Origin of the sequence: Hyphomicrobium sp. (genome assembly GCF_047600905.1) — a bacterium.
Lineage (GTDB): Bacteria > Pseudomonadota > Alphaproteobacteria > Rhizobiales > Hyphomicrobiaceae > Hyphomicrobium_B.
Window position 1 is genome coordinate 1,575,237 of sequence record NZ_JASGKD010000001.1, and the last position, 14,250, is coordinate 1,589,486.

A 14,250-nucleotide genomic window follows, 5' to 3' on the forward strand; every position below is an offset into this window, starting at 1 on the left:
GAAAGGGCGAGGCGATTCCCGCGAATATGAAAGCGCAAATGAAAAAGAACGGGACTAAGAGCCGGCATCACGCGACGGCATTATTTCTCAGCCTCCTGGCTTCGACTGCTGTCCTATCGGGCTGCGGCACGGCAACGATCACCAAGCATGGCCAGGAATTCCGCGCGACCGACCTTCAAGCCGTGCAACCAGGGATGAGCCAGGATCAGGTGCGAACCGCGCTCGGCACGCCGGCGACGACGGCTGTGATCGGCGACGGGCGCGCCTATTATTACATTTCGAGCACCGACTCCCAGAAATCGTTCTTCCTGCCGACGGAAGAGAACCGGCAAGTGGTCGCCGTCTATTTCAACCAAGGCGGAACGGTCGACAGCATTGCGAACTACGGCCTGAAGGACGGCAAGGTATTCGACTTCGTCAGCCGGACGACGCCTGCGCCTGGCGGCAAGGACGAAGGCATTCTGAAGTCTTTGTTCCGCAACCTCGGCAAGCAGCAACTTTTCGGAAACGGCTGACGTTTACCTGGCTTGAGCGGACGCCTCGCGCGGTATTGCGTGGGCTGCTACTATCTTCTCCAGGTTAAGCTCGAACATCGCGCCGTAACGAACTCCAGGTGTTTCATGTCGGAAAATATCGAAGAAGGCTTCATGGCATTTCTCGTAGACGGCAAAGACGGGATCGGTGCCGTCCGCGACGTGACGCCCACATCGCTCGTCATCTATGTCGAAAACGCCGGCGAGTTCGTCATTCCGCGGTCGGCGGTGAAAGACGTGCATTCGCAAAAGGTGATGCTGAAGCCGGAACTTTTGGATAAGCGCTTCCTGGCGGCTATCGGGCACGTGCACGACAGCGAAGATCCAAAGCTTGTCGGCTAGATTTATGCAGACGGCGCAATGAAATGAAAAAGGCTCCGCCATTCGCGGAGCCTTTTCCTTTTTGTGTGCCTATCAGGACAGATGCGCGAGCACGGCGAGCAACAGGAGCGCGACGATGTTCGTGATTTTGATCGCCGGGTTCACTGCGGGGCCAGCCGTGTCCTTGTAAGGATCGCCGACGGTGTCGCCGGTGACGGACGCCTTGTGGGCCTCCGAACCCTTCATGTGCTTGACGCCGTCCTTGTCGACGAAGCCGTCCTCGAAGCTCTTCTTGGCGTTGTCCCAAGCGCCGCCACCCGAGGTCATCGAGATGGCGACGAAGATGCCCGTGACGATCACGCCGAGCAGCATGGCGCCGACGGCGGAGAACGCCGCGCCCTTGCCCGCAATGGCGTTGACGACGAAGAACAGCACGATCGGCGACAGCACCGGCAGCAGCGACGGCACGATCATCTCCTTGATCGCAGCGCGCGTCAGAAGGTCGACGGCCCGGGCATAGTCGGGCTTTTCGGTTCCCTTCATGATTCCGGGCTTGGCCTTGAACTGACGGCGCACCTCTTCGACGATCGATCCGGCCGCGCGGCCGACGGCCGTCATCGCAAGGCCGCCGAACAGGTAAGGAATGAGACCGCCGAGCAGAAGTCCAGCGACCACATATGGGTTTTCAAGCCCGAAGTTGACCTGCACGTCCTTGAAGAACTGATACCCCGTCGCGCCGGCCTTGTTGGCTTCCTCGATGAAGTGGTGAAGGTCGTAGTTGTAGGCGGCGAAAAGCACCAGCGCGCCGAGGCCGGCCGAGCCGATGGCGTAGCCCTTGGTGACGGCCTTGGTGGTGTTGCCGACAGCGTCGAGCGCGTCCGTCGAGCGGCGGACTTCCTTCGGCAATCCCGCCATTTCGGCGATGCCGCCGGCGTTGTCGGTGACAGGACCGAAGGCGTCGAGGGCGACGATCATGCCGGCGAGGCCGAGCATCGTCGTCGTCGCGATGGCGGTGCCGAACAGGCCGCCCAACTGATAGGTGGCGATGATCGCGGCAACGATCGCAATCGTCGGCAGGGCGCAGGCCTCAAGCGAGACAGCCAGACCCTGAATGACGTTGGTGCCGTGACCGGTGACGGACGCTTGGCTGATCGAGCGAACCGGGCGATAGCCGATGCCGGTGTAGTACTCGGTGATCCAGACGATCAGACCCGTCAAAATCAAACCGACGATGCCGCAGAGAAACAGGTTGCTGCCGGTGATCGTCTGGCCCGCCGCGGTTCCGACTTCGCCGAAGCCGCCGAGAACATACTGCGTCGCGACGTAGAGACCGAGGATCGACAGAACGCCCGATGCGATCACGCCGCGATAGAGCGCGCCCATGATCGAGCCGTTGGTGCCGAGCTTGACGAAATACGTGCCGATGATCGAGGTCACGATGCAGGTGGCGCAGATCGCCAGCGGATAGATGATCAGCGCCGACAGATTGGGCTGGCCCGCGAAAAAGATCGCGGCGAGCACCATGGTCGCGACGACGGTGACGGCGTAGGTCTCGAACAGGTCGGCGGCCATGCCGGCGCAATCGCCGACGTTGTCGCCGACGTTGTCGGCAATCGTCGCAGGGTTGCGAGGATCGTCTTCGGGGATGCCGGCTTCGACCTTGCCGACGAGATCGCCGCCGACGTCGGCGCCTTTCGTGAAGATGCCGCCGCCGAGACGCGCGAAGATCGAGATGAGAGAGGCACCGAAGCCGAGCGACACGAGCGCGTCGACCACTTCACGGCTGCCGGGCTCCTTGCCGAGGCCGACGGTCAGGATCGTGTAGTAGACGGCGACGCCAAGCAGCGCCAAACCGGCAACCAAAAGGCCGGTGATGGCGCCGGCCTTGAACGCGATATCGAGACCCTTCGCCAGCGATACCGTCGCGGCCTGCGCGGTGCGCACGTTTGCCCGCACCGAAACGTTCATGCCGATGAAGCCTGCGAGACCGGAAAGAACGGCGCCGATCAGGAAGCCGAATGCCTGCAGGGGGCCGAGAAGCAGCCAAGCGAGAACGAAGATGACGACGCCGACGATGGCGATCGTACGATACTGGCGGCTGAGGTAGGCCTGCGCGCCTTCACGAACCGCCGCCGCAATCTCCTGCATGCGGGCAGTGCCTTGATCGGCGCTGAGAACGGCGTTGGCCGTCAGAAATGCGTAGAGAATCGACAGCGCCCCGCAGGCGATGATCCCCCAAAGAATATTGGTCATGTGTGGTCCCTTTTGGCACGCTTCCGATCAAGGCCCGTTTGGATCGGACCCGTATTACCGGTGCTTTCAGGCGCTGCAAAAACAGCTTTCGCCCCGGCTTTTTTTTAGAGTTTCCGCCGTATTGGCTTAGAGTGGGCGGACCATGCCAAAAGTGTCGCAGGGTTGCAACTCGCGAGCGGAGGACTCCTGCGGGAAAAGCGCGGCCCGGCGGGAAAACCCGGCCGGGCCTTGATTCAGTCCTCAGAAAAGCTGAGCCCGCGAGGCTTCAGCGATGACGCCAATGGCCGCCGCGATGGCCACCCCAGCCACGACGCCCCCAACCACCGCGATGGCCCCAGCCTCGGTAGCCACCCCAATGGCGGCGGTAGCCCCAGCCGCGACCACGCCAGCCGTAGCCGTACCAGCGGCGGTGGCCGTAGTAGTATGGACCGCCCCAATAGCCGCCATAGTAGTAGCCGGGATAATATCCGTAATAATATGGCCAGCCCCAGCCGCCGTAATAGAAGCCGCGACGCCACCAGCGGCGGTGCCATCCCCATCCGCGATGCCACCGACGGTGCCCCCAGCCATGGCCACGCCAATAGGCCTTGGTGACGAGGGCTGGGGTCTTCTGAACATTCATCGCCGTCAAGCCAGCCGCAGCGTTGGCGGAGGCCGGGAGCGTTCCCGCGAACATCAGTCCGGCGAGAACCGACAAACACATCAAAAGCTTTCGCATTGGTGTCTCCACAAAGGCGCGATCGCCGCCGGTCGCGTTCTCACCGGACAAATGACCGGCAAATCCTCGAACGCCCGCCCGATCCTTCGGGTTTCGCGAAATTGCAGGCCTTATGGCCTGCCTGCTCGAACAATAGCGAATCAAAGCCGCTTGTCATGAACAGCCGATGAATGTCTGCTCCAAACTTTAGTTGTGCGGCGCACGTTCGACCAACATCCGCTGGCACGGGCTCGCCGCCATGATAGTTAGTCTCGAAATCTGCTTTTTGCGTCGGAGGCCTATGTGACGATCGAAGACAGTCTGCGCAGTCCGGAAGGTCAGGCTCTGGTCGCGAAGATCGCGACGGCTTTCGGCATCGACGAGCAAAAAGCCAATGCCGCGGTTCGATCCCTCGGTGACGCGCTCAACGTCCGTATTCAGCGCGCCATGCTTTCGCGAGGCGGTGTTGCGGATGTCGTTTCGCTCGTGACGGCGCCGGGAGCCCAGCGCGCGCTATCCGGCGCCGACGCCCTTGCCTCCCCGGACGTTGCGGATGACGGCAATCAGATCCTCGACGTTCTTACCGGCAGCAAGCACGTGAGCCGTGGCATCGCGGCGAAGACGGCGGCGCTGACCGGCCTCGATTCCAGCACGGTCGAGAAGATGCTGCCGGTGGTCGCGAATTTGCTCGTCGGCCAGTTGCAGAAGCAGGCGGGGCCGGCGATAGCGAAAGTCGCAAGCAATATTCCGGGATTTACAGGCGCCGGCGGCAGTCCGTTGCCACTGCCGGGAGATAGTTTCCCGTCGCCGTCGGCAGGCTCAGGCGCAACATACGACGACCAGCCGACACGCGGGTCAGGATCGGCAGCTCCCGGCGGATCGATGGCTCCGCAAAATCCGCTGCCGGTCCCCGGCGATTCGATCCCCGGCGTCGGCCGCAGGAGCCGCTATCAGAACCCTGACCCGGATCAGGACGACGACAACCCCTACAGTCGCCTGCCCGACATCGTACGACGGGGCGGTCAGCGCGTTCCGGATCCGGATGGAGGCAACGGCTCGCTCGAAAGCATCATACGGTCGATCATCGGCAATCTGCTCGGCTCGAACAGCGGTGTCATCGGCACGATGATCAAGCTGTTCTTGGTACGCTGGCTGGTGTCGCTCATCCGGCGCGCGCTTGGTGGCGCGCTCGGCGGACGTTAACGACCGAAGCGCAGGCGCAAAAAAGGGCCGACGCCGATTGGCGCAGCCCCTTCGTGCAACCTTTAAAAAATAAGAGACCTCAGCGGCAAGGACGGGCGCTGATATCGCAGCTCCACGGGCCGCCCGGACCATCTTGCGTGCACTTCGCGCTCTTGCTCGAGGCGCGGCCCCAGTGCGCCCAGTCGGAGCCGTATTCGAAATCGGTGAAATCGGCCCACGACTTGATGCCGGCGGCGAGAGCTGCCTTCTTGGTCGCCTTACCCGAGCTCGATCCGTAGTGATAATGATCGACGAAACATGTCCGGCCGTGTTCGCGCTGCTGCTCGTGGATCGCGGCGACGCCAGTTTCATCCGCCAGCGCAGGAGTTGCACAGGCGAAAACTGCCGCCGCGACAAGCGCTGGCTTAACCCATCCCAACCGATTCATTTGCTGCCCCCCGGAGCTAAACGGGACTCAATTCCCTCACCGCGCTATTTGGCAGATTCAACAACCGAGCAGATATCTTTGTCGGTGTCGCTCGAACGAAAATCTGGTCAGAGAGGCAATCCGGGCACAGCTTTTTTGTCCGGCCGCAAAACACGGGATCGGCGGCAAGGTTGCTGTACCCGAAGTTTTTTGCGTTCTACTTCACCGCCACGACCGAGATCTCGACGAGCATGCGTGGGTCGATGACCTTGGCCTCGACGCAGGCCCGAGCCGGTGCGCCGGCGCCACCAAGCCAAGCACCCCAGGCTTTGTTCATGCCATCGCGGTGGCGAATATCGTTGAGCCAGACGGTCGCCTGCACGATCTTCGACTTGTCCGTGCCAGCAAGCGCCAAAAGCCGGTCGATCTCGGCCAGGACTTCGGCAGTCTGGCTTTCAACGTCCTTGGAAAGGTCGGTCGGGATGACACCGGCCGTGAAAACGAAGCCGTTCGCCTCGGTGACCTTCGAATAGACCGGGGAGGATTCGTAGCGCGTAACGGACACTTGAGATCTCCTGCATGCGGAATTTTTACCGGCCGCCTCATAGCAGGCAGCCGTCCGCGCAAGAAGCCTCAAAGCAGAGGTGGGTCTTCGTGCCGCTCACCGTCGATCACCAACCCCTTGATGAGGGCGGTGCCATCGCTGCCGACGGCGACGATAGCTTCGATTTTGTGGTCGCGCACTTTGCTCTCGAGATCCCGCCCGGTGCCTTCGGGCACGAAATACTGTTCGATGCCGTAGCGGACGTTCACGATCGTCTCGGGAGGATTTTGTGTTTTCCAGGTCGACTGGACACGACCTTTGAGCACGACGTCTCCCGGCGCGACGGCAGCCGGGTAGGTGTTGCCTATGCGCGTTTCGACCCATCCGCCTTCCGGCTTCGGCGACAGCGTGACAAAGGCCTCCGAGCCGCCCGTCAGGCCGGAAAAAGCGGGATCGCTTTCGTCGCTCGGTTTCTTGAATGTGCTGATGTCGTAGCCGAGCGTCACGTAATCGCCGCGAAAAATATCGCGGGGATCGAGCGGGCGCACGGCGAGCGTCAGTTCCCTTCCCGATTTCAGAAGCCGATGGCGTTGATAGATCATGTCGAAGAGTGCGGTGGACTGGATAAGCGCAACGCCGCCGAGCAACGGCCAGAGCCATTTGCGATGGACGATCATGCGGGCAGGCCTCCCGTCGTGCTCCGGCGCGCCAGCTTGAGCGCCGCATAGGCCAGCAATCCGACGATGATAGCGGCGATCAGGAAGAACAGCGATGTTCCGAGGATCGTGCCGATGGTCATGCCGTAAAGAGCCAGGATTTCGATCGAGAAGGCGATGTAGCCGAGCCAGAGCGCGCCGCGATTGCCGGTGGAGAGTGCATGAGAAATGACGGCGATCAGCAGCACAAGAGTGATGATCGCCAGCGCGATCATCTCGCTGGTCGAGCGAGTCTCGAAAAACTGCAACGTGAACAGGCATTGGAAAGCGACCGCGATCGCATACCCGAATAGCGGCGTGGCGATATGGTCGAAATCGGGCCAGAGCTTTCCAACCGCAACACAGGCGAGCGCGACGAGCACGCCGATGGTCGCGACGAGTCCGCTGGAATGACCGTCCGCGATCAGGAACCCGAGCGAGACGACGAAAAGCGACAGCGACAGCGCGGAGAGATGCAGTCCTGGCCACCAGCGCTGCCAATAGAAGGCCGCAGTCACCAGTCCCCACCCGATCAGGAACGGCCAATGGACGTGGTTGGTCTCGGACGCAATCATCGATGACCAGACGCACACAAGCACCATAGTCAAGGCCAGTGCCGGGTTCGAGCGAAGTGCAACGCCGGCTAGTAGCGTTCCCATCCACCACAGGAGGATGCCGTCGGTCGGATTGCCGGCAATATGATACATCTGGCTGACCAGCATGATGCTGGCGCCGAACATTCCGGCAGAGAACAGCACGGCGGCGTCGGCGAGATGCGCGTGCCCGCGCGTCTGAAGCCAACCCGCTGCGCCATATCCGGCCCAGATCGATGCCAGAAGAAGCAACAGGCGGCCCAATCTGGGCACGTCCTCCCAATGGGCCGCGACGAACGACAGGGCCGCGAAACCGAAAAGGACGCTCGCCAATATCCCGAGCGCCGAAGCGAGATTGAAGCGGCTCGGCGCGCCCGCTTCGACTTCGGCGAGGATGGCGGCGCGGCCCTCTTCGCTCAGCCAGCCGTTCGAGCGCCAGCGGTCAAGATCGCGGAGAAGACGGTTTCTATAGGGGGACCACATTTCCGGCCTTCATCGGGCTGACAATCGTTTGCGATAGGTAAAAATTGAAGATCACGCTGGCGATCCGTTGACCAGACTGCGGCGGCTCCGGGATGCCGCTCAATGTCTCTCGGTTACGGCAGTTATCCTCAGTTTCGCCGCTCCCTTTCGAATTTGTCACAGGTTGGTTAGCGGCCGGTGTTCTTGACGACGGCGGGCTTTGCCATCACTCTAGTTGCAAATGATTGTCATTTGCGACAAGGGGTGATTGAGGTCGTGGACGCGCCTGCCAGAGCTTCATCGGCCAATCCCGAATTGGGCAACGGGACGTGGCGCAGGCCCGCGAACGACCCGTCGTTGTCGGATGTCTTTCGAACGGTCCGGGTTGCCGGCCACCAGACCAGCTGGCGGCGGCTCGCGGCGTTTTTCGGCCCCGGCTACATGGTCGCCGTCGGCTACATGGATCCGGGCAACTGGGCGACGTCGATCGCGGCCGGATCGAAATTCGGCTACACGCTGCTGTTCATCGCGTTGCTGTCGAACATCATGGCGATCATCCTGCAATCGCTGTGTGCGCGGCTCGCCATCGGCTCCGGACGGGACTTGGCGCAGGCCTGTCGCGACGGGTATCCGCAGTGGGCGGCATATCCACTCTGGCTTTTTGCGGAAATCGCAATCATCGCCACCGACGTCGCCGAAGTCATCGGAACAGCCATCGGCCTCAACCTACTGTTCGGAATCCCGCTTGAGATCGGCGTGCTGCTGACGGCGCTCGACGTTTTCGTCGTGTTGCTGTTGCAGCGGCTCGGCTTTCGCTACCTTGAAGCCTTCATCATCGCGATGCTTGGCGTGATCGCGGCGTGCTTTGCGGTGCAGATCGCAATGGCCGATCCTGAATGGGGCGCGGTCATTCGCGGATTCGCGCCGACAACGGAAGTTCTCAGAAATCCGGAGATGCTTTATCTGGCGCTCGGCATCATCGGCGCGACAGTGATGCCACATAATCTCTATTTGCACTCGGCGATCGTGCAGACACGCGACTATGGAAAGTCGACGAAAGAAAAGCGCGAAGCTTTAAAATTCGCGACGATCGACTCGACGCTCGCGCTCAGCCTCGCCCTAGTGATCAACGCTTCGATCCTGATCCTGGCAGCCGCAGCGTTCTATAAAGCGGGCAAAACCGACGTCATCGAACTCGGGCAGGCGCAATCGCTTTTGCATCCGCTGCTCGGGTCTGCGATCGCGCCGACGCTGTTCGGCATTGCGCTGCTGTGCTGCGGCTTGAACTCGACCGTGACGGCGACGCTTGCGGGCCAGACGGTGATGGAAGGCTTTCTTCACATCCGCCTTGCGCCGTGGATCCGGCGGCTGATCACGCGATCGGTCGCGCTACTTCCGGCGGCTGGCGTCACGCTGTTCTACGGCGAGGCGGAGACGGGCAAGCTTCTGATCCTGACGCAGGTGGTTCTGAGCCTGCAGCTGCCCTTCGCGATCGTGCCACTGGTGCAATTCACCGCCAGCCGCGGGAAGCTCGGAGCGCTGGTCGCGCCGCGTTGGCTGACGTTCGCTGCCGCGATTATCGCAGTGACCATCATCGTGCTCAATGGCAAGCTGGTTTACGATTATTTGCTGTCGTAGCGGTCGCCGATTTGCGTCGGGCGGTTTCTCCGCCTAAAGAAGGCGCGTCGGAGAGAACTCGGCACGCGATTTTGCTGCCGCCGCCGAAACATCCATCCTCATTTCGAAAACGCAGAGACACCGTGCCGACCGTTCAACCATCCGCTGTTAACATTATTGGCGCCGGACTTGCCGGCTCCGAAGCCGCGCATCAGATCGCAGCGACCGGCGTGCCGGTCGTGCTGCATGAGATGCGGCCTCAGCGATCGACGGAAGCACACAAGACGGACGGTTTTGCCGAACTCGTCTGCTCGAATTCTTTCCGATCGGACGACTGGGAAAACAATGCCGTCGGACTTCTGCACGAAGAACTTCGCCGCGCGGGTTCACTCATCATGGCGGCGGCCGACAAGCACAAGCTGCCGGCTGGCGGCGCACTGGCAGTCGATCGAGATGCCTTTTCGGCTGAGGTGACGGCCCGGCTCTCCGCCAACCCTCTCGTCACCATCGTGCGCGGTGAACTCGATGGCCTGCCGCCGAACGACTGGCAGAACGTCGTCATCGCCACGGGACCGCTGACGTCGCCTGCGCTGAGCGCCGCAATCGCCAAGCTCACGGGCGAAGACTCGTTGGCATTTTTCGATGCGATCGCACCCGTTATCCATCGCGATTTAATCGACACGTCGCTTGCGTGGTTTCAATCGCGCTATGACAAGGCCGGTCCAGGCGGCACGGGCGCAGACTATCTGAACTGCCCGATGACGAAGGACGAATATGAAGCCTTCATCGATGCGCTGCTTGCGGGCGAAAAAACGAGCTTCAAGGAGTGGGAAGCGTCGACACCCTATTTCGACGGCTGCCTGCCGGTGGAAGTCATGGCCGAGCGCGGCCGCGATACTCTACGTTTCGGACCGATGAAGCCCGTCGGCCTCGATGATCCGCGCACGGGACGATGGCCGTATGCCGTTGTGCAGCTTCGCCAGGACAATGCGCTCGGCACGCTGTGGAACATGGTCGGGTTCCAGACGAAACTGAAGCATGCCGAGCAGGTGCGCATTTTCCGGATGATCCCGGGATTGCAGAATGCCGAGTTCGCGCGGCTGGGCGGGCTGCACCGCAACACTTATCTCAATTCGCCGAAACTGCTCGACCGTTCGCTGAGGCTGAAGGCGATGCCGAGATTACGGTTCGCGGGACAGATCACCGGCGTCGAGGGCTACATCGAGAGCGCGGCCATCGGTCTGCTCGCCGGGCGTTTCGCAGCGGTGGATGCCGTTGGTGTTTCGTCCGATTCGCCACCGGCGACGACGGCGCTCGGCGCGCTTCTCAATCATATAACGGGCGGGCATCTGGTTACGGACGACAGCGAACGTGGAGCGGCGCGGTCATTTCAGCCAATGAACATCAACTACGGCCTGCTGCCCGATCTCGATGCCAATCCGACGCATGATAGAAGCGGGCAAAAGCTCAAGGGCCCTGAGCGCGGGCGCGAGAAAAAGCGGTTGATGTCGCGGCGTGCCATCGCCGATCTCACGCATTGGCTCGGCGAGGCGCAGCCTGCCAAGCGATCGGCCTGAGCAGCTAGTTGTTGCCTGATGCCGGCGCGAACGCTTTCGGCGTGAATTCATCGGTTGGCGGCGCGGGCGTAGGTGTTGGGGTCGCCGCTGGCGTGTCGATCGTCACGGGAGATTGCGACACAGCGGGACCAGAGGCAGCCTGCGCAGGAGGAGCCGGCGCGGCAACTGCGGGCGTCGGCGAAACGGCCGTCGCAAGCGGGGCTCCGGCGCCAGCCGTCGGCTGGGGCGCTTGCGGCGCGGCCGGGATCGCCGATCTTCTCAGCTCTATCGCTTGCCCCGTCCCCGCGGGTTCGCCCGAAGCAGCGGGCTGGTCGGCGTCCGGCGCGCCGGAGGTCACACCGATGGTTTGCATCGGAGCGGGCGGATCGTCGGGATCGGGCGCGCCGATATCGCTATCGTCAACGGGCTCGGACGCCTTTTGCGGGATCGCGCCAGTGATCGGAGCCTTCTCATCTTGCGACTTCGACAAGACGGATTTGACGTCCGGTATCTCGACATTCGGTTCGGCGACCGGCGGCGGCGGCACGTCGGCCGGTGACGGCACGGTATAGCCGGTGGAATCGGCGTCGAGCCCCTGCCCGTATTTTGCGAGCACAGCCCTCGCCTTATCGGTCACGGCGTCCGCGATCGCGGCCTGCCCTTCCGCGGTCGGATGGAATGCCCCCGAGTAGGTGGATGCGAGAATGGCCTGGAACGGAGCGAAGGGCTCGATCTTCAAGTAGCTGCTGAGAAAGCCCGCCGCGGCGTGAAAGTTGCCCGTCATAAACGCGTCGTTCGGGGTGCGGAACCAGCGTTGCCGCGCGGCGTAAGGCCGGTAGTCCGCCGGATTATAGGGCGTCCACATGCCGTCGATCTTGCGCGGCAGCCGAAGGTCGTCGACTTCGCTCACGCCTTCGACGCTCAAGCCATCGCACAGGCTGCGGCCGACGAACGAGCGCCGGTGGGTTTCGACGAACGTCCAGCCGAACTCGGAGGCGCTGTCGCGCATCTGCCGATTGAGCTTATCCGCGAACCATGCGCCAAGCTTCAGCTTGGTGCGGTCCAACTGAAAATCGGGAACGACCTCCATGCCGGCATTGCCGCTGCCGCACATCTGGCTGCCGTCGCCCTGAAGCGCGAGACCGGGATAAGCGACGAGCAGAACGCGATCGCTTTCCTCCCAGGGCACATAGAGCAGACCGTGAATGGCACGATTGAGTGCTTTATATCGCGGACCCAAGCCGTCGAGCGCGGCGGTCGCCTCGGCGTCGCTGTGAATTTCGCCGAGCCATCCGCCGAGCTTGCGCAGCAGGGATTCGTTCGAAAGCACCGTGTTGGCGACGAGCCGCGAGAAGCCGATATCGTTGCCTCCGATCGACAGCAGCACAAGATCGATCTTGCGCGCCACATCCTGCGGGCATTGACGCATTATGATGTCGCGCAATTCGGGAACGGCGCCGTTCTGGTAATAGGCGTCGGGCAGATTTACAGCCTGAGCCTTGTTTTTCCCGCATTGGGCTTCAGCGACGGCCGAGATCTGCGAAAGCCTCGGCGGGTTCGGCACCCACTCGTTGCCTTTGTAGCGCAGAAACAGACCGTCGGTTATCTCGGCACCAGCGCACGAAACTCCGACGAACGTCACGGCGCGGTGCGGATCTTCGACCGCGAGCTGCAACGCCGTCCGCAGCTGCTGAGAATAAAGCGAGCGATGGCAAGCCTGATCGAGCCAGCGGGCGTTTTCCTTGATGAACGCCTTGTCGCCAAGTTCCTTCCACGGACCAATCCGCGCCGGATAGCCCGTCAAGCTGCCATAGAGACCGATCGTGCTGTAATCGGCCGATCGCTCGCGCGAGAAGCGGACCGGCATGTCGGGATTGCCCTCGCCCGAGGCGAAGCTGTCGCCCATGCCCGCGATCAGGATGTCGCGAACCTTGATATCGGCGCGCGCGATTTCGCGGCCGCCGATTTGGACGGTGATCATCGTGCCGCCGGGATAGGGAATGACAAAGCGAGCGGATTCGCTGCACGGCTGCGTGATCGCATCGCCGCGGGGATTTTTTGCGTCTCCGCGCGGCGCCGACAGCCACGTGCAGGAGAGCGTTTTCGCATCATCGATACCAGAGATCTTGGCGATGACGGCGTGCCGCGTCGGATTGATGTAGTCGTCGTAGGCTGAGCATTTGAAGCGATTTTCGCTCCAGCAGGTTTTGGTGAACATCGAGGCGGCCCAGCCGTCCCGATCATCGTGCTGCAAGGCGTGCTCTTCGGAGAGAATTGGGGATGGCCGTTCGCTCGGGCCAAGCGCGCGATAGGTCTCGCGATGAGCGTTGGTGTCATTTGGATCGGTGAAAAAGCGGAACGGGTTTTCGAGACGCCACGTCACCACAGGAGCCGCTTCCGCGCGGGTCGCGACGCCAAGGCTTGCAATGGCGCAGGCCAGCGGCAGGAACAGGTCCGCCGCGATCGCTCGCAGTCCAAGTCTCGATATCAATGCCATCCGCCCTCTTCGCCGGTCGTCAAATGCGACCCGACCAATGCGCGCGTGCGATACGCCACAATCGAGCAATAGGCGCGATGTCCACGACATCCCGCGCCGGTTCATGCCGAGGGTTCTGCAAAGCGCGAAAATAGGGCTCGACGAGGGCAAGCGGCAGCAGAGCCGTGGTGAAAATGCGTGGCTTCCCCGTGAGATGACGCCGCACGTCGGACAACGCCCGCTCGCCTTCGGCCGCAAACCAGGCAATTTGCGGCCGCCAATCGGCCGCTTCGGCCCCGTCGTAAGGGTTCGGCGCGCGGGCCAAAGGAAGAAGCGGACGCTGATGCATCAGAGCATAAGGGAGCTCGATGCCGAGACGGGCGAAACCCGAGGCGCGGGCAGCAGCGTCGAGCGTCGCATCGTCCAGGTTCGCGCCGAGGATGGACGCCGCCAGACGGAACGGCGTGCCGTCGATGATGCGCAGTCGTGCAAGAAGTTCGTCGTCGCCCGTAGGCGGCTCGGCATAAAGGGCGTCGGCGTGGGCCGCCAGATAGTCCTCGATCCGGCCGAGCGGCAAGGCGCGGCGGCGGATGACATCGGCGAAGGCGTCGAGCACCGGATTGCCGGAGCGGCCGCTTTCGCCACGGCTCAAAAATGCGTCGCGCCACCAGGCGACGCGAATTTCCCCGAGCGCCGCTTCCCTCACCTGCCGCGTGATGCGTTCGATCTCGCCAGTGAACGCGGCGAGGGCAATGAGATCGTCGCGCGCCTCGACCGGTGCGAAGAGTGCGGAATAAAACCGATCGGGCGCGTGGGTGCGAGCGCTGGTGCGCACCACGTCGAAAGTCGAGGTTGTTGGCTTGGCGTCGGTCACGCTGTTGGCTTCCGCCAGGA

The 14,250-nt window shown here is 62.4% G+C and carries 13 protein-coding genes; 5 read left to right on the forward strand and 8 right to left on the reverse strand.

Annotation, left to right across the window (positions count from 1 at the left end):
* The first annotated feature begins 38 nt into the window (after positions 1-38).
* Both QM780_RS07780 and QM780_RS07785 read left to right on the forward strand, forming a co-directional pair.
* The gene (locus QM780_RS07780) at positions 39-515 is read left to right on the forward strand and encodes an outer membrane protein assembly factor BamE (protein WP_415069904.1); all 477 of its coding nucleotides are present in this window, start codon (positions 39-41) and stop codon (positions 513-515) included.
* Between the two features lie 105 nt (positions 516-620).
* On the forward strand, positions 621-875 hold the full coding sequence (locus tag QM780_RS07785) for a hypothetical protein (RefSeq protein ID WP_415069905.1): 255 nt from the start codon (positions 621-623) through the stop codon (positions 873-875).
* A 72-nt stretch (positions 876-947) separates the two neighbouring features.
* On the opposite strand, the gene QM780_RS07790 is transcribed toward QM780_RS07785, so the two are convergent.
* Positions 948-3,107, reverse strand: a complete 2,160-nt coding sequence (locus tag QM780_RS07790) for a sodium-translocating pyrophosphatase (protein WP_415069906.1) — start codon at positions 3,105-3,107, stop codon at positions 948-950.
* A 265-nt stretch (positions 3,108-3,372) separates the two neighbouring features.
* Positions 3,373-3,825, reverse strand: coding sequence for a VrrB protein (locus QM780_RS07795; protein WP_415069907.1), 453 nt, complete (start codon positions 3,823-3,825; stop codon positions 3,373-3,375).
* 282 nt (positions 3,826-4,107) lie between these two features.
* Here QM780_RS07795 and QM780_RS07800 point away from each other — a divergent pair, with 282 nt between their 5' ends.
* Positions 4,108-5,007 carry a DUF937 domain-containing protein gene (locus QM780_RS07800; protein ID WP_415069908.1) on the forward strand — a complete coding sequence of 300 codons (900 nt, stop codon included), beginning with the start codon at positions 4,108-4,110 and terminating at the stop codon, positions 5,005-5,007.
* Positions 5,008-5,086: 79 nt separating this feature from the next.
* Here the strand turns inward: QM780_RS07800 and QM780_RS07805 are convergent, their stop codons facing one another.
* From QM780_RS07805 to QM780_RS07820, 4 genes are all read right to left on the reverse strand, one after another.
* Positions 5,087-5,434, reverse strand: a complete 348-nt coding sequence (locus tag QM780_RS07805; RefSeq protein ID WP_415069909.1) for a hypothetical protein — start codon at positions 5,432-5,434, stop codon at positions 5,087-5,089.
* 196 nt (positions 5,435-5,630) lie between these two features.
* Entirely contained in the window at positions 5,631-5,978 is a 348-nt protein-coding gene (locus tag QM780_RS07810; protein ID WP_415069910.1) for a RidA family protein, read from the reverse strand.
* 68 nt (positions 5,979-6,046) lie between these two features.
* A complete protein-coding gene (locus QM780_RS07815; RefSeq protein WP_415069911.1) occupies positions 6,047-6,634 on the reverse strand; it encodes a GDYXXLXY domain-containing protein in 588 nt (195 codons plus the stop codon).
* Positions 6,631-7,728 (reverse strand): DUF2157 domain-containing protein, encoded by a 1,098-nt coding sequence (locus QM780_RS07820; protein ID WP_415069912.1) that lies wholly within the window; start codon positions 7,726-7,728, stop codon positions 6,631-6,633. The genes QM780_RS07815 and QM780_RS07820 overlap by 4 nt, the downstream gene beginning before the upstream one ends.
* Positions 7,729-8,022: 294 nt before the next feature.
* Between QM780_RS07820 and QM780_RS07825 the strand changes: the two genes are divergently transcribed.
* Positions 8,023-9,345 (forward strand): Nramp family divalent metal transporter, encoded by a 1,323-nt coding sequence (locus QM780_RS07825; protein ID WP_415071986.1) that lies wholly within the window; start codon positions 8,023-8,025, stop codon positions 9,343-9,345.
* Positions 9,346-9,467: 122 nt separating this feature from the next.
* Entirely contained in the window at positions 9,468-10,901 is a 1,434-nt protein-coding gene (gene trmFO / locus QM780_RS07830) for a methylenetetrahydrofolate--tRNA-(uracil(54)-C(5))-methyltransferase (FADH(2)-oxidizing) TrmFO (RefSeq protein ID WP_415069913.1), read from the forward strand.
* 4 nt (positions 10,902-10,905) lie between these two features.
* Here trmFO and QM780_RS07835 read toward each other — a convergent pair whose 3' ends face one another.
* A complete protein-coding gene (locus tag QM780_RS07835; protein WP_415069915.1) occupies positions 10,906-13,377 on the reverse strand; it encodes a hypothetical protein in 2,472 nt (823 codons plus the stop codon).
* A 19-nt stretch (positions 13,378-13,396) separates the two neighbouring features.
* The gene (locus QM780_RS07840; protein ID WP_415069917.1) at positions 13,397-14,230 is read right to left on the reverse strand and encodes a squalene/phytoene synthase family protein; all 834 of its coding nucleotides are present in this window, start codon (positions 14,228-14,230) and stop codon (positions 13,397-13,399) included.
* Positions 14,231-14,250: the final 20 nt, after the last annotated feature.